The organism is Sphaerochaeta globosa str. Buddy, assembly GCF_000190435.1.
Classification (GTDB): Bacteria; Spirochaetota; Spirochaetia; order Sphaerochaetales; family Sphaerochaetaceae; genus Sphaerochaeta; species Sphaerochaeta globosa.
In genome coordinates, this window is the sequence record NC_015152.1 from 1496243 (window position 1) to 1519100 (window position 22858).

Annotated in this window: 17 protein-coding genes; 2 read left to right on the top strand and 15 right to left on the bottom strand. The window is 47.9% G+C overall.

Translation table 11 applies throughout. From position 1 onward, the window contains the following. The first annotated feature begins 34 nt into the window (after positions 1–34). Both greA and SPIBUDDY_RS07060 read left to right on the top strand, forming a co-directional pair. A complete protein-coding gene (gene greA, locus SPIBUDDY_RS07055) occupies positions 35–2755 on the top strand; it encodes a transcription elongation factor GreA (protein WP_013607058.1) in 2721 nt (906 codons plus the stop codon). A gap of 66 nt (positions 2756–2821) precedes the next feature. Continuing rightward, positions 2822–4525 (top strand): glycoside hydrolase family 2 protein, encoded by a 1704-nt coding sequence (locus SPIBUDDY_RS07060; RefSeq protein ID WP_013607059.1) that lies wholly within the window; start codon positions 2822–2824, stop codon positions 4523–4525. On the opposite strand, the gene murJ is transcribed toward SPIBUDDY_RS07060, so the two are convergent. From murJ to mutS, 15 genes are all read right to left on the bottom strand, one after another. Next, positions 4460–6049 carry a murein biosynthesis integral membrane protein MurJ gene (gene murJ, locus SPIBUDDY_RS07065; RefSeq protein ID WP_013607060.1) on the bottom strand — a complete coding sequence of 530 codons (1590 nt, stop codon included), beginning with the start codon at positions 6047–6049 and terminating at the stop codon, positions 4460–4462. The genes SPIBUDDY_RS07060 and murJ overlap by 66 nt on opposite strands. Beyond that, on the bottom strand, positions 6027–7148 hold the full coding sequence (gene tgt / locus SPIBUDDY_RS07070; RefSeq protein ID WP_013607061.1) for a tRNA guanosine(34) transglycosylase Tgt: 1122 nt from the start codon (positions 7146–7148) through the stop codon (positions 6027–6029). Before tgt ends, murJ begins: the two co-directional genes overlap by 23 nt. Positions 7149–7157: 9 nt before the next feature. Then, a complete protein-coding gene (locus SPIBUDDY_RS07075; RefSeq protein WP_013607062.1) occupies positions 7158–8243 on the bottom strand; it encodes an LptF/LptG family permease in 1086 nt (361 codons plus the stop codon). Next, positions 8240–9475, bottom strand: a complete 1236-nt coding sequence (locus tag SPIBUDDY_RS07080) for an LptF/LptG family permease (protein ID WP_281047971.1) — start codon at positions 9473–9475, stop codon at positions 8240–8242. The genes SPIBUDDY_RS07075 and SPIBUDDY_RS07080 overlap by 4 nt, the downstream gene beginning before the upstream one ends. Positions 9476–9504: 29 nt before the next feature. After that, on the bottom strand, positions 9505–9936 hold the full coding sequence (gene dut, locus SPIBUDDY_RS07085) for a dUTP diphosphatase (protein ID WP_215904727.1): 432 nt from the start codon (positions 9934–9936) through the stop codon (positions 9505–9507). 19 nt (positions 9937–9955) lie between these two features. Further along, positions 9956–12064: a polyribonucleotide nucleotidyltransferase gene (gene pnp / locus SPIBUDDY_RS07090; RefSeq protein WP_013607065.1), complete on the bottom strand. Its 2109-nt coding sequence runs from the start codon at positions 12062–12064 to the stop codon at positions 9956–9958. A 120-nt stretch (positions 12065–12184) separates the two neighbouring features. Beyond that, the gene (gene rpsO, locus SPIBUDDY_RS07095; RefSeq protein ID WP_013607066.1) at positions 12185–12451 is read right to left on the bottom strand and encodes a 30S ribosomal protein S15; all 267 of its coding nucleotides are present in this window, start codon (positions 12449–12451) and stop codon (positions 12185–12187) included. Further along, complete coding sequence (locus tag SPIBUDDY_RS07100) at positions 12448–13284, bottom strand: FAD synthetase family protein (protein WP_013607067.1); 837 nt, start codon at positions 13282–13284, stop codon at positions 12448–12450. Before SPIBUDDY_RS07100 ends, rpsO begins: the two co-directional genes overlap by 4 nt. Then, positions 13281–14174, bottom strand: coding sequence for a tRNA pseudouridine(55) synthase TruB (truB, locus tag SPIBUDDY_RS07105; protein ID WP_013607068.1), 894 nt, complete (start codon positions 14172–14174; stop codon positions 13281–13283). The genes SPIBUDDY_RS07100 and truB overlap by 4 nt, the downstream gene beginning before the upstream one ends. Then, positions 14158–14520, bottom strand: a complete 363-nt coding sequence (gene rbfA, locus SPIBUDDY_RS07110; protein WP_013607069.1) for a 30S ribosome-binding factor RbfA — start codon at positions 14518–14520, stop codon at positions 14158–14160. Before rbfA ends, truB begins: the two co-directional genes overlap by 17 nt. Then, entirely contained in the window at positions 14517–17465 is a 2949-nt protein-coding gene (gene infB, locus SPIBUDDY_RS07115; RefSeq protein ID WP_013607070.1) for a translation initiation factor IF-2, read from the bottom strand. Before infB ends, rbfA begins: the two co-directional genes overlap by 4 nt. A gap of 19 nt (positions 17466–17484) precedes the next feature. Beyond that, positions 17485–18978: a transcription termination factor NusA gene (gene nusA, locus SPIBUDDY_RS07120; RefSeq protein ID WP_013607071.1), complete on the bottom strand. Its 1494-nt coding sequence runs from the start codon at positions 18976–18978 to the stop codon at positions 17485–17487. After that, a complete protein-coding gene (locus SPIBUDDY_RS07125; protein WP_245523825.1) occupies positions 18968–19432 on the bottom strand; it encodes an LSm family protein in 465 nt (154 codons plus the stop codon). Before SPIBUDDY_RS07125 ends, nusA begins: the two co-directional genes overlap by 11 nt. A 155-nt stretch (positions 19433–19587) precedes the next feature. Next, complete coding sequence (locus tag SPIBUDDY_RS07130; protein ID WP_013607073.1) at positions 19588–20238, bottom strand: ComF family protein; 651 nt, start codon at positions 20236–20238, stop codon at positions 19588–19590. Between the two features lie 22 nt (positions 20239–20260). Continuing rightward, on the bottom strand, positions 20261–22858 hold the full coding sequence (gene mutS / locus SPIBUDDY_RS07135; protein ID WP_013607074.1) for a DNA mismatch repair protein MutS: 2598 nt from the start codon (positions 22856–22858) through the stop codon (positions 20261–20263).

Sequence of the window (22858 nt, forward strand, 5' to 3'; positions counted from 1 at the left end):
CTGAGAATATGGATAAATATGTTTGGAGGAAGCCATGGGATTCCAGGAGATTGAGAACTTACTGAAAGAAGAGCAGTGGACAAGAACTACGGTGCAAACCTATACGGTCAACAGCTTTCAGACTCTAGATACGCAAATCAAAGAGTTGGATGAGGAGCAGAAAACCGAGGCGAAAAACCTATGTGACAAGCACCTCGCAGAGCGAGAGCGCAATAGTATCATTGCCATGTACCTCAGTGGTTCCATCCAATTGGAACGAAAAGGTGCTGATGACTATCTTCAGCTTCTCAATTTGATTGAGATGTTCATGGAGAATAAGAAGTGGAATGTAGTGGAAATGCTTTGCGCCAAAATCCTTAGCCGCGGTGAAAACAAGCACGCTTTACGCCTCCTTTCCTCATGCTACGAGCAGACAGGGAAAGAGGAGGAAAAATTTGCATTGTGGGAACGTTTGGTAAAGGTTGATTATGAAGAAATTGACATAGTCAGGCACCTCGCAATACACGCAAACCAGAAAGGCAACAAGGATAAGGCCGTCGGTTTTTACAAGAAGGCCGTTCATCGTCTGGTCAAACGTAAGGACGTCACGTCGGTACGTAGTCTTTTTGCATCGCTGCTTGAGCTTGATGGCGAGAATTTTGGATATTTCATGTCTGTTGCAGACCAGGTGTCCGTCATCAGCAAAAGTACTTCCATTGCTTTGTTGCGCGACCTTGAACTTGCAAACAAGGACGATATTGATCGGCAGATTGAGTGCCAGAAGAAAATGCTTCTCCTCGATCGTGAAGATACCTTTGCCAGAGAGAATCTGATCAGGAGCTACAAGTCCAAGTATAAGAATCATTCACGGTTGAAGAACTGCCTCGAAAGCAGTGCTCTGACAAGCAATTTCACCCGCGATGTGTTGCACAGTATCGAGGACTTTGAGACGAATATTGCTTTTGATAAGGGAACCTTTGTGTTCCAGAACAGCACAAACCGCATCGGAAGAATACGCTCAATTGATGAGACTGATGTAATTGTCGACTTTGCCGGTCAGAATTCCAAGGAAGGGGCCCGTCTTTCCACCGCAATGGCGTTCAAGAGTCTTCAGGCCCTTGCAAAGAGTCATATCTGGGTTCTGAAGAGTGCTCTGCCCAGAGAGAAACTGAACAAAAAAGTACAAGAGGATATTCCCTGGACGCTGAATACGCTGATGCTTAGCAACGGTGGGAAAATCAACCTCAAGGAAATGAAGAACGAACTTGTTCCTTCCATCCTTGATGCCAAGGAATGGACTCCTTGGCTCAATAAGGCAAAGAAAGAACTGATGACCAATCCCCTTTTCGATCTTTCCAATAATGAAACAGACACGTATCTGTTGCGCTCTACTCCGGTAAGTTACGAGGAGAAGCAACTCTCTGTATTCCGAGGTGAAAAGGATTTCTACGACAAGATCAAGAGTCTGAAGGATTTCATCGCAAGCAAGGGTGATGTTGAGAGTGACTTCTTCTTTGAGATGGTGAAATATTTCAGTGACATGTTCCTTGAGGAAAATGGCGCCTTCAAACCAATTGTTGTAGCCAATGATGTCACCTTCAGTTCGTTCCTTTTGCTCGAAGATCTGGTAAAGAAGCAAAATATGAACTTTGTAAACAGGCCGGAGAGTCTGACGTTTGCCATGCTCTTTGAGCGGGTTGAAAACGTTGAGTCATGCTTCGCTGCAATTAAGGATCCTGAGCTTAAGAAGAGTTTCATCGACCATGTAGTAGATGAGATTGCCAACTGGCCGAAGGTTCTGAGCCAATTGTTCCCCTTCTATCTTACCGGATATATTCCCGACATTTTCCGACAGAACAAGAAGACGACTGAGTTTGTGAAGGTATATAAGGATGTTGCCGAGAACTTCAAGGAGAAGGGCAATACCCTGCTCTATCTGTTGAAGAATGGTGATCCCAAGTTGTGGATAAAGTCCGGTATCAGCGAAGAACAACTGCTGTTTACCAAGCTGCAGCTTCTTGACTATACCAATCGCTGCATCGACAACAAGAAGGAAGTCCAGGAGAATCGCAAGAATGCAAAGACCTTGATGGGTTTGCTTTTTGATGAAAAGGATATTTTCAAGTATATCGAAGATGGCAAGGAAGAAAATGCACAAAAGATTTACAGCCTTGTCGCGAATGTGTTCGACCTGCCTGGCGGCAAGAAAATTGAAATCAAACACGCCATCAGTGAAAAGTATCCTTCTTTCAGGTTCTTTGATGAAGTTGTGCCCATCGACAAGGAATCGGTTGTCCCTACCGGTCTCTTCTGCACCGCCGCCTCTTTGGAAGCGAAGAAGAAGGAATTGGAATACATCCAGCATGTTGAGTTGCCTGAAGTTGCTCGAGAAATCGGAACCGCTCGCGAAATGGGAGATCTTAGGGAGAACAGTGAATATAAGTACGGCAAGGAGAAACAGAACTTGCTGAACAATACACTGCGCCGACTTGCTGAGGAAATCGACCGCGCAACGGTTATTAGCAAGGATAAAGTCGACACGACCAAGATAGGTTTCGGAACTAAAGTGGTTTTGGTTGACCACACCAAGGGATCAGAGGTCGTCTACACCATCATGGGGCCGTGGGAGTCCAATCCTGATGAGAACATCATCAACCTCTCTGCACCTTTTGGGCGGGCACTTCTGAACCACGAAATTGGGGAACGCTTCACGTTTGTTCTCAATGATCAACCCTACGATTTCACGGTCAAGGAACTTACCGTTCTGGATTTCTAACTGATACAAGGCCCCGGTTGAAAAAAAAGACTGGGGCCTTTGTATTGTGCATGGTAGTATGATTGCATGCAAACCCGTTATACAATCGACCCTAATCATATACTTGCGGAATATCCACGTCCCCAAATGGTACGTGCTTCCTATTATTCACTGAATGGGAAATGGGAATGTGCCATAACAGATGAACCTTCCCTTCCAAATTTTTTCCCCTATACAATTTTAGTCCCGTTCTCTCCTGAAACAAAGCTCTCAGGACTTGAGAAGTCTGTCGGTGTAAAGCAAACCTTAACCTATAAGAGAATATTCAATTTCTCTGGTGAATCGGATAAACGAACGATACTACACTTTGAAGCGGTAGATTACAGCTGTACGGTGTATCTGAATGGAGTATTGATAGGAAGTCACACAGGCGGCTACCTACCCTTCTGGTTTGACATCACCGAGTCTATTCGCCCGGACAATGAGCTGATTGTCCAGGTAACTGACCCTTGTGACAGCCAGAGCATCATTAGGGGAAAACAAGCAAGAACTGCAAAGGGAATTTTTTATAGCGGACAAAGCGGCATATACCAAAGTGTATGGCTTGAACAAGTGAGCCAGCATTATATCAAGGCCTTGGTGATTACCAGCAATCTGGAACAAAGGTGTTGGCATGTCACCGTTATCGCCGACATGGACGGCTTGGAAGTGGTGGTCTCCTACCTTGATGGTCAAAGAAAAGTAAAAGGCTTCAGCGGACAACGGCTGAGCTGCCAGATCGATGATGTACATCCCTGGAGCCCTGAAGATCCCTATCTCTACCCGTTCAGTGTCACCCTTGGAGATGATAGCGTAACCAGCTATGTAGGATTGCGCAGCTTTACCCTTGAATTCGGCCGATTGTGCCTTAATGGAAAACCCTATTACCATCATGGCATTCTTGACCAGGGATATTGGCCGGACAGTCTCTATACTCCTCCAACCGATCAGGCTATGGTCGATGATCTGTTGCTTATGAAAAAACTTGGGTTCAATATGGTACGAAAGCATGCCAAGGTTGAAAATCTGCGTTGGTACTACCATTGTGACCGTTTGGGCATTCTTGTTTGGCAGGACATGGTCAGCGGAGGGAGAAAACCCATCCAACCGATCATGAGCGGACCGCTCTTCCTTAAGAGCTTCTCAGTATCAGACTCCCTGTACACCTTATTGGGCAGTCAGGATGTACAGTATAGGAAGGACTATGAAGAGCAGCTGACTGAAATGATTCAAACACTCTTCAACTGTGTCAGTATCGCCATGTGGGTATTGTTCAACGAGGGATGGGGACAATTCGATACCGCCCGCATCCTCAGTCTGGTACAAAAGCTGGACGCAAGCCGGACCATCGACCCAAGCAGCGGCTGGTATGACCAGAAAATTGGCAGTTTCTGTTCCCGTCATGTGTATTTCAAAGCCTATCAGCATACCCCTGATGCATTGGGCCGGGTGGTTATCCTCTCCGAATTTGGAGGATATGTCTATCGCGAAATAGGTCATGATGATGAGACAAAGGTTTTTGGATACAAGAAGTTCGCTGATCGAAAAGCTTTCTGTGATGCATTTTTTGATCTATATAATCGTGAAATTGTACCGGCTAAGGAGAACGGCCTCAGTGCCTCGGTGTATACCCAGTTCTCCGATGTACAACAGGAACTCAATGGATTGGTGACGTTCGACCGGCTCTCAGTCAAATTGGACGAGGTCGTCGCTCTTCAGGTTGCCGCTCTTCTTCTTGGAGCGCAGGAGTGAAAGCAAGGGTATGCGTGCCACCTTGTAGGACAGTAATAGAATACCAAGAGCAACAAAGCCGATAAGAACTAAATACAGCAGGCTCTTGAAGCTTGAGCCTTCCCTATGCCAGGTCAAATCCAAACTATGGTAGAACATGCAAACGATGAAAAGTGGAAGGTTGGCACATACTATCCGTACGATTCCTTTCAGAAACAGCAGGTCTTTTGGCAATGCATAGAGGTCCCGGAGCAAAAAAATCAGAAGTGCCAAGCCGATTGTATAGGCCAGGCCGTTCGCCAAAGGCAGTGATACGATGTCCAAGCCAAACTTGAGAAAAACCCACATCAGAACAATATCGAGCAGGTTCTGCAGAAAGACGATTCTGGTCATTAAGGCATGTCGGTTGGCACTGTAGCCGAGGCGAAGCATCAAGGCGTACCAAGCGCTGAACACCATGAAGAGCAGATACGGCCTGAGAACCAAAGCGGTCAGCCTTGCATCGGATAAGGTGTAATTGCCGGTTTGCAGCACCACGCTGACGCTTTCCTGACTGAGAAAGAAGAGAATGATGGTGCTGGGAAGCAAAAGGGCCAAGAGGCTGATCAGAGAATTGCGCGTATAGGTTTGGAGGGATTTGGTATCCCCTTGCGAGGCTGCCCTGCTCATCAGTGGAAGACTGACGGCACTGATGGCATTGAAGAAAATGCCATACGGAGTCTGATAGAAAATCGTAGAATTGGTAAAGGCGGTGACACTTCCTTCCCCCAGGCGTGAAGCGAATAGGAAGCTGACCATCTGCGTGATGATTTGTATGCCCATACCCAGTGAAACAAGACCCCATGCGCTCAGCACTTCCTTTATAGGAGCATTCTGAGCCTTGAGTGTCGGTTTGAAACGGTAGCCGTACCGCCTGACCACAAGGTACGAATACGTTCCTTGCAGTAGGCCTCCAACAAGAGCTGAATAGGCCATGCTCATCGCCCCATAGCGATCGGAAAGAAACCACACACCCAGTATGACGCAGATGGAGAAGAGCAAGGGGGAAAGGTATGCATGTATAAAATTCTGATGGGCTTGGAGCACTCCGTTGAAAATGGAAGCTAGGCTGATGGTTGCAAGGTAGACCATAAAAAACGGCAGCAAACGGGCACCCAACTGTATTTGTTGTACATCGAAATCACTGAGAAAGGCGATCAGCTGTTCCCCATAGAAATACGAGACCAATACCAATGGCGTGAGCAGAATGCTTTGGAATGTACAGAGCAGGGCAAAGAGACGAACGGAGCGTTGTTTCTCATTACGGCCGAGTAACGAAGAGAAAGCCGGAATCAGGGCGGCATTGACCGCCCCCTCTGCAAAAAGCTTACGAAAGTTATTGGGGATGTTGAAGGTGAAGTTTATTACATCTGCAACTGCAGAGGCTCCAAACACCGAACCCAGGACCCGGGCTTTGATAATCCCCAAAAGCCTGCTCATGAGCGTGCAGACCATGATCACCAGGCTGTTTTTTGCTGTCTTTCTATTTGGCGTAGAATCGTGCAAGGTAATCCCTTTTGAAGGAAGCAAATCGGTTTTCCCTGATCGCCAAACGAATTTGTTGCATAAGGCGATAGAAATAGGTGAGATTGTGCTCTGTTGCCAACATCCCTCCCAGCATCTCACCGGTTTTGACCATGTGATGCATGTAGGCTCGACTATACTGGGTGCAGGCTCTACAGGTGCAACCTTCCTCAATGGGATGCTGATCGAACTTATGGATGGCTTTCTTCAATGTTACCACCCCATCGTCGGTGAATACAGCACCATTGCGTGCCATGCGGGTAGCCAAAACGCAGTCAAACATATCGATGCCGTTTTCAACAGCCTCAAGAATATAATCGGGACTGCCGATGCCCATCACATATCGTGGTTTCTCCCGTGTTACCAAATCAGCAGTATACTGAAGAAAATGAGTGAATTGCTCACTGGTCTCCCCTACACTCAAGCCGCCGATGGCAATACCGGGAAAGTCCATCTCATTGAAGAATTCCGCACTCTGTTTTCGTAGGTCCTCATAAAAATTGCCCTGTACGATACCAAATAAATTACCCTTGAAATCACCTGCCAGCTGGGTGCGATGGTCCAGTGCTCGCTTTGCCCAAGCATGGGTGATATGCATTGCTTCGGTGGCTGCACGGTGATCGATCTCCGGAGGGGTGCAAACATCCAGACACATGGCGATATCCGATCCAATGACACGTTGTGTGTCCACCACGCTTTCGGGGGTGAATATATGTTTGGAGCCATCGATGTGACTTTGGAAGGTCACGCCCTTTTCTCCGATTTTTCGTAATCCGGAGAGACTGAAAACCTGAAAGCCACCACTGTCGGTCAAAAGGTTCCCGTCCCAGTTGGAGAACGAATGCAGTCCACCAAACTGTGAAAGTACCTCGAGCCCCGGTCTCAGGTATAAATGGTACGTGTTGCCCAAAATCAACGTATAGCCAATTTTTTTAACATCTTCGTGAAACATACCTTTGACGGTCCCGTTGGTGCCAACCGGCATGAACACCGGAGTCTCTACCTGTCCATGTCCGAGCGTAAGGAGGCCAAGACGGGCTTTGCTGGTGGTGTCCTGATGAATTTCCTGAAATATCTTCATAGCTACCCTCTATCGTATTGCGGCTCGTTCTGCCAGCGCTATGCATACTATCACAATCATGGGGATTGCCATACCCCAAAGTGGCCCGATCACAGCCTGCTTGGCCATAATCAAGGTAACCATTTGTACAACATAGTAAATAACAGCAATTCCAAGGCTGGTGATAATGGAGAAGAGGAGCACATTTTTCTTATACTTGTAACTGATGGCACAGGCTATGAATAGCATAACCAAAGGATTGAGAGAATCCAACAACCGCTTGGCGAAATCGGTGGCCAACTGTGGATACCGGTTGGGGTCAAGCTCGGCGATTCTTTGTAGGTAATGATAAGCGGTTCTCAGTTCCATGGTCTTGATGTCATTGCTTACATTCCTGAAGAAGGAAGGCTGCAAGGTAAAACTATCGACATAGAGTACCTGTTCTTCAGTTTGATGCAGTACCAAAAGAGATGAGTCAACTTGTTGGTTGCGCGCTTGTTCCAATCTCCATATCCCCTTCTCTTCTTCCCAGTATGCCCAAGGAGCATCGATACGCGACTTTAGCGATCCTTTCTCATCAATGAGTACAAGCATGACTTGGGCGAGACGTTTTTCGCGATCGCTGTACTGACGGGCGTGGACTACGTATGCACCTTCGGGATCGCGCAGGGTGATGTTCCGGTTATCATAGGTACTGCGCAGCCCAAACAATGAATCCTCCTGAACTTCCCGCTCCTTACTTAGTGGAATATGTACATATTCGGAAAAACCGAACTGGAAGGTGGATAATGCAAGCCCAAACATGAGAATGGGAATGACTATCCTCCGATAGGAAAGACCGCTGCCCATCAGACAAATCAATTCATTGTTGGCTTGCAGTTGCGAGAGAAAAAACGAGGCGGAGAATAATAGCGCTGGACCGAGGGCGAAGAGAACCGCCTCGGGGGTGTACAACAAGGTAAGTTTGGCGATCATAAGGTAAGAAACCTTGCGGGTGAGGTATGAGTCAAGATTGGCAAATAAATCGACGCTGAGCAGCATCAAGGTGCAGAGCATCAACGTGACAAAGGCTACAGAAGCGATGCTGCGGATGATATATCGATCGATTACTTTCATAAGCGCCTCGCATGCAGCAAGAAAAGCAGTCCACCGAAAAACATAAGCAGGTTTGGCGACCATATGAGCAACGCTGGTGAAATTGATAGGGAGAAAATTTGCATTTGGGCAAAGAACAAAAGATACCAATATACGACAGCGACCAACATGGAGAGGCCGAAGCCGATGAGCCGGCCATGTTTGACACGGAAGAACGAGAGCGAGAATGTGAGGAACACCAACATGAAGCAAGCAGCACTGAGTGCATACTTCTTATGAAGTTCCGCTCGATAATATTGATAATAAAAGTTGATGGGCTTTTGATCTTTCAGTTGCTTCAGTTGTACCTCTAGCTCCTCTATGTGAGAAACAGATACTTCTGCATCGGTTTTTGCTTTGTCTACCAATTCCGCCAGCGAAAGTTCGAGCGTTTGCACTTTCTCTTGATATCGTTTCTTTTCCGCTTGTAAGGCGATTTTATGTTCTTGGATATTCTGCTGCAATTCCTTGATAGAAAGCTGCGAAGGTAGGGCTGAGGCAATGCTGGCTATCTGACCCGAAAAGTTCAGGAAAAACTGTGCAGACTCTGCTTTCGAGAGAGCCCATCCGCCTTGTGTCTCGCTCTTGAGAATCAAAGGATTGTCAAGCTCAAGCTGATAGATGAATGACTGCAAGTCATACAGCGAGACTTCCGCCTTGGGTGCACTGAGGATTTGTCCCCCTCTGACAGAGGATGTCTCGAAAAGAATGATATCGTGTACGGTATTCCCCTCAACTCCCTTATTTACCATAACGGTGTTTGCTATCGTATTGGTACTATTGGCCATAAGCTCCAAGGTGGGTAAGTCGCGCATTAAATCCGTATAGAGTTCGCGATACTTCTTGGTGCTCCAAGGAAGTGCCTTGTCTGCGGTTAGGAACGTCAGCATTGAGAATGCAAGGGAGATGATGATGATGGGAATAAATACATGTTTGAGGGAGATGCCGCTGCTGCGGATGGCAAGTATCTCATTGTTGCCTGAAAGATCTCCGATTACCATGCTGCTTGCCGTCAGGGAGCTGAAAGGAAAGGTATAGAGCAAGAATTGCGGGATTGAGAGCAGCACGAGCTGCAATACAGAGAAGTAGTCGACTTGTTTGAGAAGGATACGTTGGGCAATGAGAAGAATCTGATTGATGAAAAAAATAAAAAAGAAGAAAAAAAACGCCACAAGAAATGAGAGGAGATACTCTCTTCCTATATGGCGATACACTAATGAAAAACGAGCGGATGAAGCCAAAGCTATACTCCCGTCGAACCAAAGCCTCCACTTCCCCGCTCTGTTGCATCCAAGCTGATCGTTTCAGTGAAGGTGGCTTGTTCGCACCGTGCAATAACCATCTGGGCAATCCTGTCACCGTGATGGATACGCACTTCCTCTCTTCCGTGGTTTATCAGAAGTACACAGACTTCCCCGCGGTAATCAGCATCGATGGTACCAGGACTGTTGAGAACCGTCAAACCGAACTTGGCAGCCAACCCGCTGCGCGGCCGTACTTGTGCCTCATACCCTACCGGTAATTGAATACTCAAGCCTGTAGGTACTTTGCCATACGAGCCGCCGGCAAGCACCAGATCTTCATCAAGGCAGGCAGAAATGTCGGCACCAGCACTGTTTGCGGTACCATAGACCGGAAGCAATGCTTCCGGTCTCAACTTCACTACATGAACCATGATTGAGTCAGTATCCATCTTACTTCGACTGAGTCTCGATTGCATCGATGTAACTGAGGTTCAAGCGGTTCTGACGGTCAATTTCAATGAGCTTAACCGGAACTACCTGACCAACTTTCAGTACATCCTCAACATTCTGGACACGTGTCTTTGCAAGCTTGGAAATATGGCAGAGCCCTTCCTTTCCAGGCAGGATTTCAATAAAGGCACCGAAATCCATGATGCGCTTTACCGTACCTTCATAGATGCGGCCTACTTCCGGTTCCTCAACAATGGATTTTACCAGTTCCTTAGCCAGCTGGGCTGATGCATTGTCTCTACCATAGATGGTAACGGTTCCGTCGTCGGCGATGTTGACCTCAGCTCCACTCTGGCTGGCAATGGCCTTGATCGTCTTTCCACCGGTTCCGATGACTGCCCCGATTTTCTCTTCGTCCACTTTCATGGTGAGAATCTTGGGAGCATATTCACTGATTTCCTCACGTGAGTTGCTCAGTGCTCCTTCCATGATGGAAAGAATGTGCATTCTGCCTTGTTTAGCCTGCTCAAGAGCCTTCTTCATGATTTCAGGTGTTACCCCTGCAATCTTGATGTCCATCTGGAATGCGGTAATACCATCGCGGCTACCGGCTACCTTGAAGTCCATATCGCCGAGGTGGTCTTCTTCACCGAGGATGTCGCTAAGCACGACATACTTGGAGTAATCAGCACCTTCGGTAATCAAACCCATGGCAATACCAGCTACCGGCTTCTTAATGGGAACACCGGCATCCATCAACGAGAGACAACCACCACAGACTGAAGCCATGGAGGAGGAACCATTGGATTCCATAATCTCGCTGACTACACGCACTGTATAGGGGAATGACTCCTTGTTGGGGACGATTGCTTCAAGAGCACGCTGTGCCAAATGACCGTGGCCGATCTCACGACGACCGGTGCTCAGCCTTCCACACTCGCCTACGCTATACGGAGGGAAGTTATAGTGAAGCATGAAGGAACTGAAGCTCTTCTCGCCGTCGATGGTATCGAACATCTGCTCGTCGCTGGCAGTACCGAGTGTGGTAACAGCCAAAGCTTGTGTCTCACCGCGGGTAAAAAGTGCAGAACCATGGGTCCTGTCCAACAATCCAACTTCACAAGTGATGGGTCTGATCTGGTCAACAGATCGACCATCGGTTCTCTTGCCGTCATTGAGAATTGAAGCGCGAAGAATTTCGTACTCGAGATCCTCGAACAGGGATGAGAGTTGCCCATCGCGTTTGGAATCTTCAGCGATTACGTCCTGGAACTTCTCCTTGACTTCACCCTGTACCTTCGCAAGGGCGGCATACCGCTCCATCTTACCTTTTACAAAGGAAGCTTGCTTGATGAGGGGATAGGCATACTCACGGACAGGAGCGAGCCAGGAGAGGTCAACCGTCAACGTTACTACCGGAAGCTTTTCCTTGCCAGCAATCTTTTTCAGCTCAAGCTGTGCATCGCAAAGCTTGGTGATGTACGGCTGGGCGGTAGCAATGGCTTCAAGCATCACTTCTTCGCTTACTTCCTTAGCACCACCCTCGACCATGGTAATACCATCACGAGTTCCTGCAACAACGATGTCCAAGCTGGAACGCTCGATTTGACTGAAGGTAGGGTTGACGACATAGGCACCGTCCACCATGGAGATACGAACAGCAGCAATAGGCCCGTTGAAGGGGATGTCACTGATAGTTACTGCAGCGCTGGCAGCGTTAATGGCGATGATGTCAGGGGTGTTGTTCATATCGGAAGATACAACAGTGGGAACCACCTGGATTTCACGGCCGAAGGCCTTGTCAAAGAGGGGGCGCATCGGGCGGTCGATGAGCCTACTTACCAGAATTTCCTTATCCTTGGGGCGGGCTTCTCGTTTGAGGAATCCGCCTGGGATTTTGCCTGCGGCATAATATTTCTCATTATATTCAACACTCAGGGGTACATAATCCAGAGCCTCGTTGGGCTCCTTTCCGCAGCAGACAGTTGCAATAACAGCACTACCCTCATAATGGGCGTACACAGTACCACTGGTCTGCTTGGCGATTTTCCCGGTTTCAAACACCAGGTCGGCATCGCCGATCCGTACAGAAACTTTTTTTACTTCCATCTTCTTATTCCTTTCTTTGTTCTTTTCGTTCTTTCTACACGACTCAATAAATAAAATAGCTCCAACGGCCTGAAAAGCCATCGGAGCTATTCATACAATTTTACGAATGCAACACCACGACTACTTTCTCAGGCCGAGTTCGGCAATCAGAGAACGGTAGGCTTCAATATCGGTATCCTTCAAGTACTTGAGGAGCCGTCTGCGCTGACCAACCATCAACAACAAACCTCTGGTTCCTGCATGGTCCTTCGGATTCTTTTTGAAGTGGGGCTGCAGGTCGTTGATGCGAGCGGTAAGCAGGGCAACCTGTGCCTTGGTCGAACCGGTGTTCTTTTCATCACCGCCAAACTTGGCAATGATTTCCTGTTTTTGTTCCTTAGAAATCATGAAATACTCCCCTTAGCCCGAAAGCTAAGTCTTTTTGTACGTGCTGCAATCCAATCCCACATCGCCTGATCTGGTACTATCAAGAGCTCATCCTCACCCAAGTGTGCATGAACGTCCACTACAGAACCATCAGAAAGCGATAACTGAGCCTCATACACACCTACCGGAGGCAGGAGCTGCATAAAGGAAGCAGTTCGGTACAGCAAGCCCTTTTCCATGAATTTGGATGGATACGCCACCAAATCCAGCTCATAAGGCCTACCGAGCATACTTTGGACTTCTTCCAAAGCGCCCTCAAGAAGTTTTTTACGCACCAGAGTACTTGAAGTAATCTCTCCATCAGCGGTTAGGACAAATGGGGGAATCTCTACGGTAGCTTCCGGTGACAATCGGGATAGATATTCCTGCAGCTGAACAGGTCCGGCACTTGAAACCGGGGCACCGCAGCGGAAATCCTCTCCGACAACCATCACGTTAACATGGCAAAATGCACATACTAAAGTGAGGAACTCCTCAGCTGTGAGTTTACTGAAATCAGCAGAAAAGTCAATGACAACAAGATGGTCAACACCAATATTTACAAGTATTTGCTCGATTTGCGACTCACTTGCCAACTTAGAGTGGTAGGGCTGACTTTTCATTATCATCTTGGGATTTTTATCAAACGTAATGACCATGCTCTCCAGCCCTTGTTGGGCAGCAAGTTCAACACATCGTCTGATGATAGCTTGATGACCGCTGTGAAGCCCATCAAAAACACCGATACAGACAGCCATGTCTTGCTGCCAGAGCACGGGATGAGCCGAAAGATGCATGAAATCATACCGTTTCACCCTACTATCTCCTTGCGGTATGGATGGATTTGGGCGATAAGTCGTCCTTCTCTCATATCTGCGACTGCGCGAAGCACCCCATCTGTACTATACAGTGCCCCGAACAGCTCATTATTACTTTGTCGTAGTATCTTGCATGAATTGGGAAACGCTCCATTGGCCACGCGAAACAGTTCATCCTCACCAATTTCGAAGATGCTTACTGAATCCACCCGACTCAGACGTTCGTCAGTTTGTGAGACTGAAGCTACAAGGGTTTCTGTTTCTTTGGCATCAACTGCCTCAGTTAAGGAGAACGGGCCGATACTGGTACGCTCCAAGCCAATCAGATGAGCTCTACTGCCTGCTGCCAAACCCAAATCACGGGCTAGCGAGCGGATATAGGTGCCTTTGGAAACATGAATATCAGCGATAAGAATTCCCTGTTCATAGGAAATGGGAATAAAGCGATATACGGTTATGGGGCGTTTAGCCATTTCCACTTCTTTTCCGCTTCGGGCCAGGTCGCTTGCTCTTTTTCCATTGATATGAAGCGCGCTATATTGAGGAGGCTGCTGTTCGATAGTGCCCAAAAAAGTCGGAATGGCTTTTTGAATTGCTTCAAAGCTGGGGAGAGCTGCTGTTGCTATCACCTGCCCTTCCGGATCGAGCGTATCGGTTTCCATGCCAAATTGAATTTCAGCCCGATAGGTTTTATCCATGGTGGAAAACAACACATTCAATCTGGTCATGCTTCCGGTTAAAACAACCAAGAGTCCACGGGCAAACTTATCAAGCGTACCAGCATGTCCCACTTTGGGATCGATGGTACGCTTGATATCATTGAGGGACGAAAAACTGGTAAGGCCCGGTTTTTTATTTATGAGAAGAATGCTAGCGTTTGTTCCCATCTTCCACCAGTGCATCAATCAGGGCATTGATTTTTTGTCCTTCCTTAAGGGAAACATCTGCCTTGAAGGTCAATACGGGAGTATTCCTTGTTTTCAGGAAAGCCCCTACCCGTTTTTGGATGAATCCGCTGGCTTTCTGCAATGCATCAACACTTGCATGAAGGGAATCATCATCCAGTACACTTGAAATAAAGACGGTAGCAAAAGCATTGTCCACCGAGAGTTCAACCCTGCTGACTGAGCACAGCGTGCTCAGCAGCGGATTCTTAATCTCCCCTTTGACGATCAGCGTACTGATCGCCTCAGAGAGTCTTGCTTCTATTCGTTTCTGACTGTACTCACTCATATCTTCTCACTGCTTTCCAGCTTGCGGGCGATTTCCTCGGTTTCTACAACCTCAAGAATATCACCAACATGCAGGTCGTTGAAGTTTTCAAGACCAACACCACACTCGAAGCCTTCGGCAACTTCCTTGGCATCGTCCTTGAACCGCTTCAGGCTCGTAATCTTGACCATTGTGCTGTTGAGCTGAATGGAATCTCTAATGACCCTGACCAGGCTGTTACGCTTGATCTTGCCCTTGGTAACCATACAACCGGCAATTGTTCCGACTCTGGGCACCTTGAAGGTATCGCGAACCTCAACCGTACCAATCTCAACCTCACGCAATTCGGGACTCAACATGCCTTCCATTGCCAAGCGGATATCATCCACCACATCATAAATGATGTTGTACTTGCGGATTTCAATCTTCTCCTGGTCTGCCAAAGCCTGTGCACGGGGCGTAGGCCTCACGTTGAAGCCGATAACCAGAGCATCAGAGGCACTTGCCAAGGTCACATCGCTTTCGATGATCGCACCGGCACTTGCACGGATGACATTGAGATGAATCTCATTATTGGAGAGCTTCTCAAGAGAACCTTGCAACGCTTCCACAGAGCCCTGTACGTCACCCTTGATGATGACATTGAACTCCTGAATGGCGCCTTCCTTGATCTTCGTATACAGATTGTCAAGGGTGACCTTCTTCACATTACGGCTATCTCCAAGTCTTTCCAATTCTTGACGCTTTGTACCAACCTGGCGAGCCTGACGTTCGTCCTCAGTTACCTGGAACGGATCACCTGCACCGGGAATGTCACTCAAACCGATAATTTCGACGGGAGTGGAAGGACCAGCTATATCAATCTTCCGGCCTTTATCATCAAACATTGCTCTTACTCTACCGGGATAAATACCGGCAACATAGTAATCACCCTGTCTGAGTGTTCCTCTCTCGATCAAAACAGATGCAACAATACCACGTCCTTGATCAATGCGGCTCTCAATGACTTTACCTTCAGCCCTACAACCTGCATTGGCTTTCAGTTCCAGCATCTCCGCCTGTAACAGAACAGTATCCAGCAGCTCATCAATACCAATTTTCTTAAGTGCAGAAATTTGGCAATACAACGTCTGTCCACCCCACTCTTCGGGCATCAATCCCAAATCAGAGAGCTGTTGCATGACACGTTCAGGCTTGGCCTCAGGAAGGTCACATTTGTTGATGGCTACAATAATGGGAACATTGGCAGCCCTTGCGTGGTCAATTGCCTCACGCGTTTGGGGCATGACACCGTCATTGGCAGCAACTACCAGAATGACAATATCAGTCACCTGAGCACCGCGGGCTCGCATCATGGAGAATGCTGCGTGACCCGGAGTATCGAGGAATACGACTTCACCCTTGCCAGGAAGATTCACCTTGTAGGCACCGATGTGCTGGGTAATACCGCCGAACTCACCTTCTGCTACCTTGGTGGACCGAATGGCATCGAGCAGTTTGGTCTTACCATGGTCAACGTGGCCCATTACCGTAACAATCGGGGCGCGATCGACCAAATTATCTTCACTGTCAGGATCACTGGCAATCAAGGTCTCGTCATACAAGGAAACAAGGTGTACCTGACAGTTGTATTCACCGCAGATAATTTCAGCTGTTTCGTAATCAATCTGTTGGTTGATAGTGACCATCATTCCCATTTTGAACAATTTGGCGATGATTTCACTAGCCTTCAGATTCATCTTCTTCGCAAGATCACTGACACTGATGACTTCCATCATATCAACAGTCTTGGGTACTGATGCCAACTTGGCAGCTGCTTGTTCCTTACGTCGCTGAATAAGGAATTCTTTTTCCTCTTCAGCATTACGTTTCTTATACGAAGCTTGGTCTTTCTTTTTGGTAAAAGTCTTCTTGGGGGTACGCTGATTCAGTGTATCCATGTCCTGAGAGCCGGGGGCTCCACCAGGTCTTTGACCTACGCCGCCGGGACGCTGACCGAATGGAGGCCTTCCGCCACCACCGCCCTGCGGCCTGAAACCACCGGGACCAGAAGGTCTCTGACCGGGTGCTCCACCAGCAGGACGACCCTGATACGGAGGTCGACTCTGGAATCCACCTTGACGAGGAGGTTGCGTTCCCTGATAGGGAGTTGAAGGACGGGGGTTCTGACCCTGGTACCCTTGGCTTGAGGGATAACCCTGTCCCTGAGGACGAGGATTCTGACCCTGATAGCCTTGTCCTTGCGGACGGGGATTCTGGCCTTGATAGCCTTGGCCTTGCGGACGAGGATTTTGCCCCTGATAACCCTGACTGGCGGGATAGCCCTGTCCCTGCGGACGGGGGTTCTGTCCCTGATAGCCTTGGCTGACAGGTGCGCCTTGTCCTTGCGGTCGAGGATTCTGTCCCTGATAACCGGATGTAGGACGAGTGCCCTGATACGCAGGACGTGTTCCTGGTGCAGGACGACCGCCTACCGTACCGGCAATACGAGGTCCGCTTGAAGGAACAGGAGTCTGCACTGCTGAAGCATCAGGTGCACGATTCTGTAGCTCTGCATGATCCTTGACCGTAAGTCCCTGATTGGGCACCGGCGGAAGATTGGTGGGCCTGATCACAACAGGACCGTTATGCAACGGGGATGCAGTAAGTTTGTCTGTTGAAGGACGCGGCGTTCTACGCACTCCACCTAAGCGATGCTGTGCGCCTTGTTTGTCATGAGATTTGGTGTTTTCTTCTGATTTAGGTGCCTCAACGGCGTTATCAGATGTACTCAGTTCCGTTTCACTTTTAGGCTGAGGTTTTACCACCACCACTTTTTTCTTTACTACCACGACCCGACGTTTTTCCGGGGCTTTAGGTTTTGTATCCTGTTCCTTGGCGGGGCTCTTCGGCTCTTCCTTCTGCTCTGAGGGAGTTACTACATGCTTGATCAACGTTGCTTTAGGCTTATTATTCTCTTCCGTCATTATTTCCTCTTGGATGGTTTTACTCTACCTCAAATGCCAGACCTGTTCCACAGCTTGGGCACACGGTCATATCCATGGTGATGGAGGCACCACAATTGGGGCAGACATACTCGGTCTCTCCATCCTCTTCGTCCTCAACAATATCGACATATTCGTTGATGGTGTCCTTGATTGCGATAATCTCTTCTTCACTCAAATCGCCGAACCCAGTCAAGTCCTCATCGCTAAGGTTGATGAATTCTTCAACACTATACACGTCATGGAACTGTAGTTTCTTAAGAAGCATGGAATCGAGAGGGAGTTCAGAGAGTGCAATCTCATCCTCATCGACAAACGTTTCAACTTCAGACTCAACAGCAACCTCAGTATTTTCAAACTCGAGTTGGGGCAATGCTTCCTCAAACACAGGTTCTCCAGTACCGAAAAAGCTTTCTGCCTTGAAACGTGCTTCCTTGGCGATATCCATCTCATCGAACTGTGACTGAGTCTTCACATCAATCATCCAGTCGACCAGTTTATTTGCCAGGCGGACATTCAGTCCCTGCTTGCCGATAGCCAGAGAGAGCTGGGTATCCTCAACGATGGCTACTGCATGATAGATATTTTTATCAAGCACCACGACATCCTTGACTTGGGCAGGTGAAAGAGCATTGCGAATATAGTTTACTGGATTGGTGTCATAGCGCAGGATATCGATTTTCTCTCCCTCTATCTCACTCATGATAGTCTGTATTCGATTTCCCTTCAACCCAACACAAGCTCCCACAGGATCGATATCGTCGTTGCGGCTCGCTACTGCAACCTTGGTACGATAGCCTGCCTCACGAACAATCTTGATGATGTCAATCTGGTTCTGGGCAATTTCAGGTACTTCGACCTCGAAAAGCTTTCGGATCAAATCAGGGCTGGTTCTGGAGAGTACAACACGCAAACCGCGTTCAGCTTTTTCAACCTTCTCAACATAGCACTTGATCTTGTCGTTGCTGCCATAACTTTCACGGCTGGATTGGTTTCTTCTCGGAAGCAAACCCTCGGTAGTACCGATATCCACATAAATGTCCCCGTTTGGAAGCTGACGGCGGTAGTATCCGATAATCAACTGGCCTTCCTTGGCCTTGTATTCACTATAGAGCGTGTCCTTCTGGATATCCCTGAAGCTCTGGTGTGCACGCTGTTTCGCACTCTGGACACTGATACGGTCGAAATCCTTGAGATCTACAGGAATAAGCAGCTCGTCGCCGATCTCACAATCCTCGTGAATCTCTTTTGCTTCACTGAGGGGAATCTCTGTCACCTCATTATACCAGTTATCGTCATCAACAATTTTCCTGCGGCTGGCAAGTTCGACAGACAGGAAGTCTTCACTGAATTCAATGACGGCATTCTCATCGGTACCGAATTTTCGTTTGTACGCTGCACGAAGTATGTCCTCGATAGTGCTGATAACCAGCTCTTCGGAAATGTTCTTTTCCGCTACCATACTCCGGATAGCGTCACCAATTTCAGTTGCCATGTGAATCGTCCTCCCATCTATAGTCGAGCTTTGCCTTCTGAATCACAGAAAACTCTACAGACATAGTGTCAATCATCTCTTTTTCATCCTCAATATATACCTGTGCGAGCTGAACGGTCTTTTCATCGGCCTGTGTGATAATTCCACTGACCCAAGCTTCCTTGCTCGTATCATAAACCCTGGCCCGCTTGCCCGTAAACAAGCTGAACTCATACACATCCTTGAAGGTGCGTTGCAGTCCCGGGGTACTTACTTCCAACTGCAAATCACGTTCACCTAGCTGGAGTTCCATGCGGGGATACGCAAGGCGGTATACCTTGGCACAGTGATCAATGCTCACTTCAGTTTCTTTTGCGACTATCACCATGGTAACGATGACACTGTTTCCCCGATCGACGCGATTGATTTCAACCAAAGCAATCCCCATCGCATTAAGCAGTGGTTCATACTCCATAAACAATTTGTTTTTCTGTATTCCTGTTGCTAACATAGTATTCCTAAAAAAAATTCATAAAAAAGGGATACGCCTGCCGGCGATCCCCCAATAATCAAACATATCCTGCTTTGATAGTACGCACTTGCTCTACTTTTGTCAACTACAGCACCGTTTTACGCACGTGCGATGACACAAATAGATGCCTGGACTGAAAATTCGGTGTAAAGTAGCTCTTGTGCCCTTTTGCATGTATTGCCTGTAGTATAGATATCATCAAGAATAAGGAATGTTCTGTTCTGCAATAGCAACTTTTGCATCTGTTTCGCAGCTCTCTTTCTTATTTCCAGGTTGCTGGTTTGTTGTCTTTGACTGCGGGACAGTACAGTATAAAGAGAATTGGCTTTTTGCCTGAACAAATGAATTGACTGAAGATTGAGTCGTTTTCCGAGTATAGCCGTAACAAGGGCCATGTGGTCAAAACCCAGGGAACGTTTGCCAGATCTTGAGGAAGGAATTGGAATCAGAACAGGATGGTCAAAGCTCTGTAGCATAGATTCGAATAAACCGGAGAGTACTACACTGGCCATAATCTTGCCGGCATGCTTGTACTCGGTAAGCAAGTGTTCGAGAATCCCATCATAAAACCCATAGGAAAGCAAGGCCTTCTGACAGAAATCACATCCATAGATAGGATCAAGGACCGGCTTTCCACAGGTGGGACATTTGAGAGCATAGAAGGTTGTGAACGAAGACGCAGCAAGCTCTGCACTACATGTTGGGCAAAGCAGCGAATCTGAAAGACTATTGCATGATAGGCACCACATACCCAGGAAGGGAAAACCCCTGTCATTTTGCTTGCAGTTTTTCCTGGAGCGTCTTGAGAAACAACAAGGCCTGTAGCGGGGATGACTGTTCTATGGAAAACGAACGTAGTTGATACAGAATCTCTTGTTCCGTCTCATCGTACAACACCTGTTGTGCCGATTCATCACCTATCGCACTGAACAAATCGGGTTGGATGGATCCAAGATCATACTCAGCAAAGTGTTGCTTCTGGAAGGTGCGGGCATGGGCTAATACTTCCCTGCCTATTCCCGCCATCCGTGCAACGTTGAGTCCGTAGGAAGAGTTTGCAATGCCCTCAATAACCCTACGAAGGAATCGAACCTGACCTCCCATCTCTGAAACTTGCAATGTAAGCAACTGGAGGGCTGAGGTATCGATTCTTGCAAGTTCGTGATAATGCGTTGCAAATAATGCTTTAGCCTGCATGCCCAGCAATTGCTGCATGATTGCATAGGCGATGGACATACCATCCTGGGTGCTTGTTCCCCTTCCCAATTCATCGACGATGACCAGTGAATTTCGAGTGGCGGTGCGCAGGATATGGGCTGCTTCCTGCATCTCAACCAAGAATGTGGACTCTCCGCGTGCAAGGTTGTCGCTAGCACCCACCCTGCAATACAATTTGTCCACAATACCAAGCCGGGCCTTTGTAGCGGGAACATAACTGCCGATTTGACTGAGAATAACCAAGAGTGCGGTCTGTCTGAGAAAAGTGGACTTTCCGGCCATATTAGGGCCTGTTATCAGGCAAAAACGTTTTCCGGTACTGCTGATGGTCAAATCATTTGCAATAAACTGACCGGTACCGAGGTGTTGCTCAACCACCGGGTGCCTACCCCCCTCAAACTCCAATACATCCTCATCGGTAAATGTTGGTTTGCAGTAGGAATGTGTAATGGCAGTTGAAGCAAAACTTTGCAGGCAGTCAAGTTCGCTGAGGAAACGGCTGATCGCCAGCAGAGCTTGCTGATGGTTCATCACCTCCTCCACCAACGATTCATAGACCTGTCGTTCCCGTTTTTCAGCCTCGAAGGCACTGGCGAGGATTTTTTGTTCACAGGCAATGAGCTCATCGCTGGTAAATCGTTCCGCATTGACCAGGGTTTGTTTCCGGTAAAATGTGGAAGGAACCTTTTCGGCCTGATTTTTCGAGACTTCAATAAAATGGCCAAGGATTTTGTTCGAGGAAAGGCGTAGTGTGGTAATACCGGTTTCCTGCCGAACCTTATCCAGATACACATCCAATATTGCCTTGCCACCACCTTTGATGGATCTCAAGGTATCGAGCTCGGCATCAAAACCGGTTACAATGACTTTACCTTCTTCAAATGGTCCTTGATGATCATCAGAGATGCCGTCGGCAATGCTTTTTGCCATGATGGCCAAGGATGAAAGAGTTTGTTCACAAAGGGCATCCCCGAGAAGCGGATGGTACCTGTCATCCACCAGATTGAAAAAGGCACGGACGGTTTGGCTGATACCCACCAAGTCTTTGGGCAAATGGCGGTGCATGACCAGCCGGCTCGAAAGACGCTGCAAATCCAGCACCATCTTCAAGTGCGACCGCACACGGGCAAGTTCATCACGATCTTCACATAATAGGGTAACCCAGCTCTGACGGAATCGGATGCGTTCCCTATCAGTCAAGGGACTGGCTATCCATTGTTTGAGAAGACGTGCTCCCATGCTGGTCAATGTTGCATTGATGGAGGAAAAGAGCGTGTATTTTTCAGTACCATCTGCAAGATTGGCTAATAATTCCAGACTCTTTCGGCTCGCTTCATCAATGTGAAGGTACTCGGATTCAGAAACTAGCGTGTACCCTTCTATCTGGTTGAGACTGGTTTTAGCCGTCTCTTTGAGGTACCACAGAAGAGCTCCCGCACTACTGAGCATAGGATTTTTATTCTCCAAGCCAAAGGCTTTCAGAGATGTGGATCCAATGTGGTTGCAAAGTCGCGTGTATCCTTCAGAAATGGAGAAATGCCAGGAGGGCAGTTTTGTAACCATGGCGGGATGAGCGTCTATGAGGGATTGGAAATCCTGATACAAAAAGTAATCGTCTTCATTGACCAAAATTTCACGAGGATTGACCTGCTGCAAAACACTGAGCAGCATCGCATACCGACTGTCCTTCTCAACCATGCGCAGGAAAAACTGCCCACTGGTAATGTCTGCATAACTGATTGATAGCCCTTGTTTTTGAAACGAGAGGCTTACTACAAAACTGTCACGGTTTGCTTCAAGAAAGTCCTCTTCCACTACCGTTGCAGGGGTGACAACTTGCACCACCTCACGCTTTGCCAGTTGCCGACCACCCTCAGGCAGTTCCGTCTGTTCACAGATGGCAATTTTCTTGCCGGCCTCCAACAGACGTTTGATATATACCTTTGCCGCATGATAAGGAATACCGCACATCGGCTGGCCATTCCGCTTGGTCAACGTAAGGTTGAGAAGACGGGAAACCTCAACAGCATCCTGTTCGAACATCTCATAGAAATCACCGAGACGAAAGAAGAGGATGGTCTGCTGATGCTGCTCCTTGATCTGACGGTATTGTACCATCATAGGAGTCAATTTCTCTGCTTCTGTTTCCAT

Coding starts and splice junctions, on each gene's coding strand:
- rbfA (WP_013607069.1), bottom strand. CDS start 14,520: ATGAGTGAGTACAGTCAGAAACGAATAGAAGCAAGACTCTCTGAGGCG.
- SPIBUDDY_RS07075 (WP_013607062.1), bottom strand. CDS start 8,243: ATGAAAGTAATCGATCGATATATCATCCGCAGCATCGCTTCTGTAGCC.
- infB (WP_013607070.1), bottom strand. CDS start 17,465: ATGACGGAAGAGAATAATAAGCCTAAAGCAACGTTGATCAAGCATGTA.
- tgt (WP_013607061.1), bottom strand. CDS start 7,148: ATGAAGATATTTCAGGAAATTCATCAGGACACCACCAGCAAAGCCCGT.
- SPIBUDDY_RS07060 (WP_013607059.1), top strand. CDS start 2,822: ATGCAAACCCGTTATACAATCGACCCTAATCATATACTTGCGGAATAT.
- greA (WP_013607058.1), top strand. CDS start 35: ATGGGATTCCAGGAGATTGAGAACTTACTGAAAGAAGAGCAGTGGACA.
- pnp (WP_013607065.1), bottom strand. CDS start 12,064: ATGGAAGTAAAAAAAGTTTCTGTACGGATCGGCGATGCCGACCTGGTG.
- SPIBUDDY_RS07125 (WP_245523825.1), bottom strand. CDS start 19,432: ATGGAGTATGAACCACTGCTTAATGCGATGGGGATTGCTTTGGTTGAA.
- nusA (WP_013607071.1), bottom strand. CDS start 18,978: ATGGCAACTGAAATTGGTGACGCTATCCGGAGTATGGTAGCGGAAAAG.
- SPIBUDDY_RS07130 (WP_013607073.1), bottom strand. CDS start 20,238: ATGTGGTGCCTATCATGCAATAGTCTTTCAGATTCGCTGCTTTGCCCA.
- truB (WP_013607068.1), bottom strand. CDS start 14,174: ATGGGAACAAACGCTAGCATTCTTCTCATAAATAAAAAACCGGGCCTT.
- rpsO (WP_013607066.1), bottom strand. CDS start 12,451: ATGATTTCTAAGGAACAAAAACAGGAAATCATTGCCAAGTTTGGCGGT.
- mutS (WP_013607074.1), bottom strand. CDS start 22,858: ATGGAAACAGAAGCAGAGAAATTGACTCCTATGATGGTACAATACCGT.
- dut (WP_215904727.1), bottom strand. CDS start 9,936: ATGGTTCATGTAGTGAAGTTGAGACCGGAAGCATTGCTTCCGGTCTAT.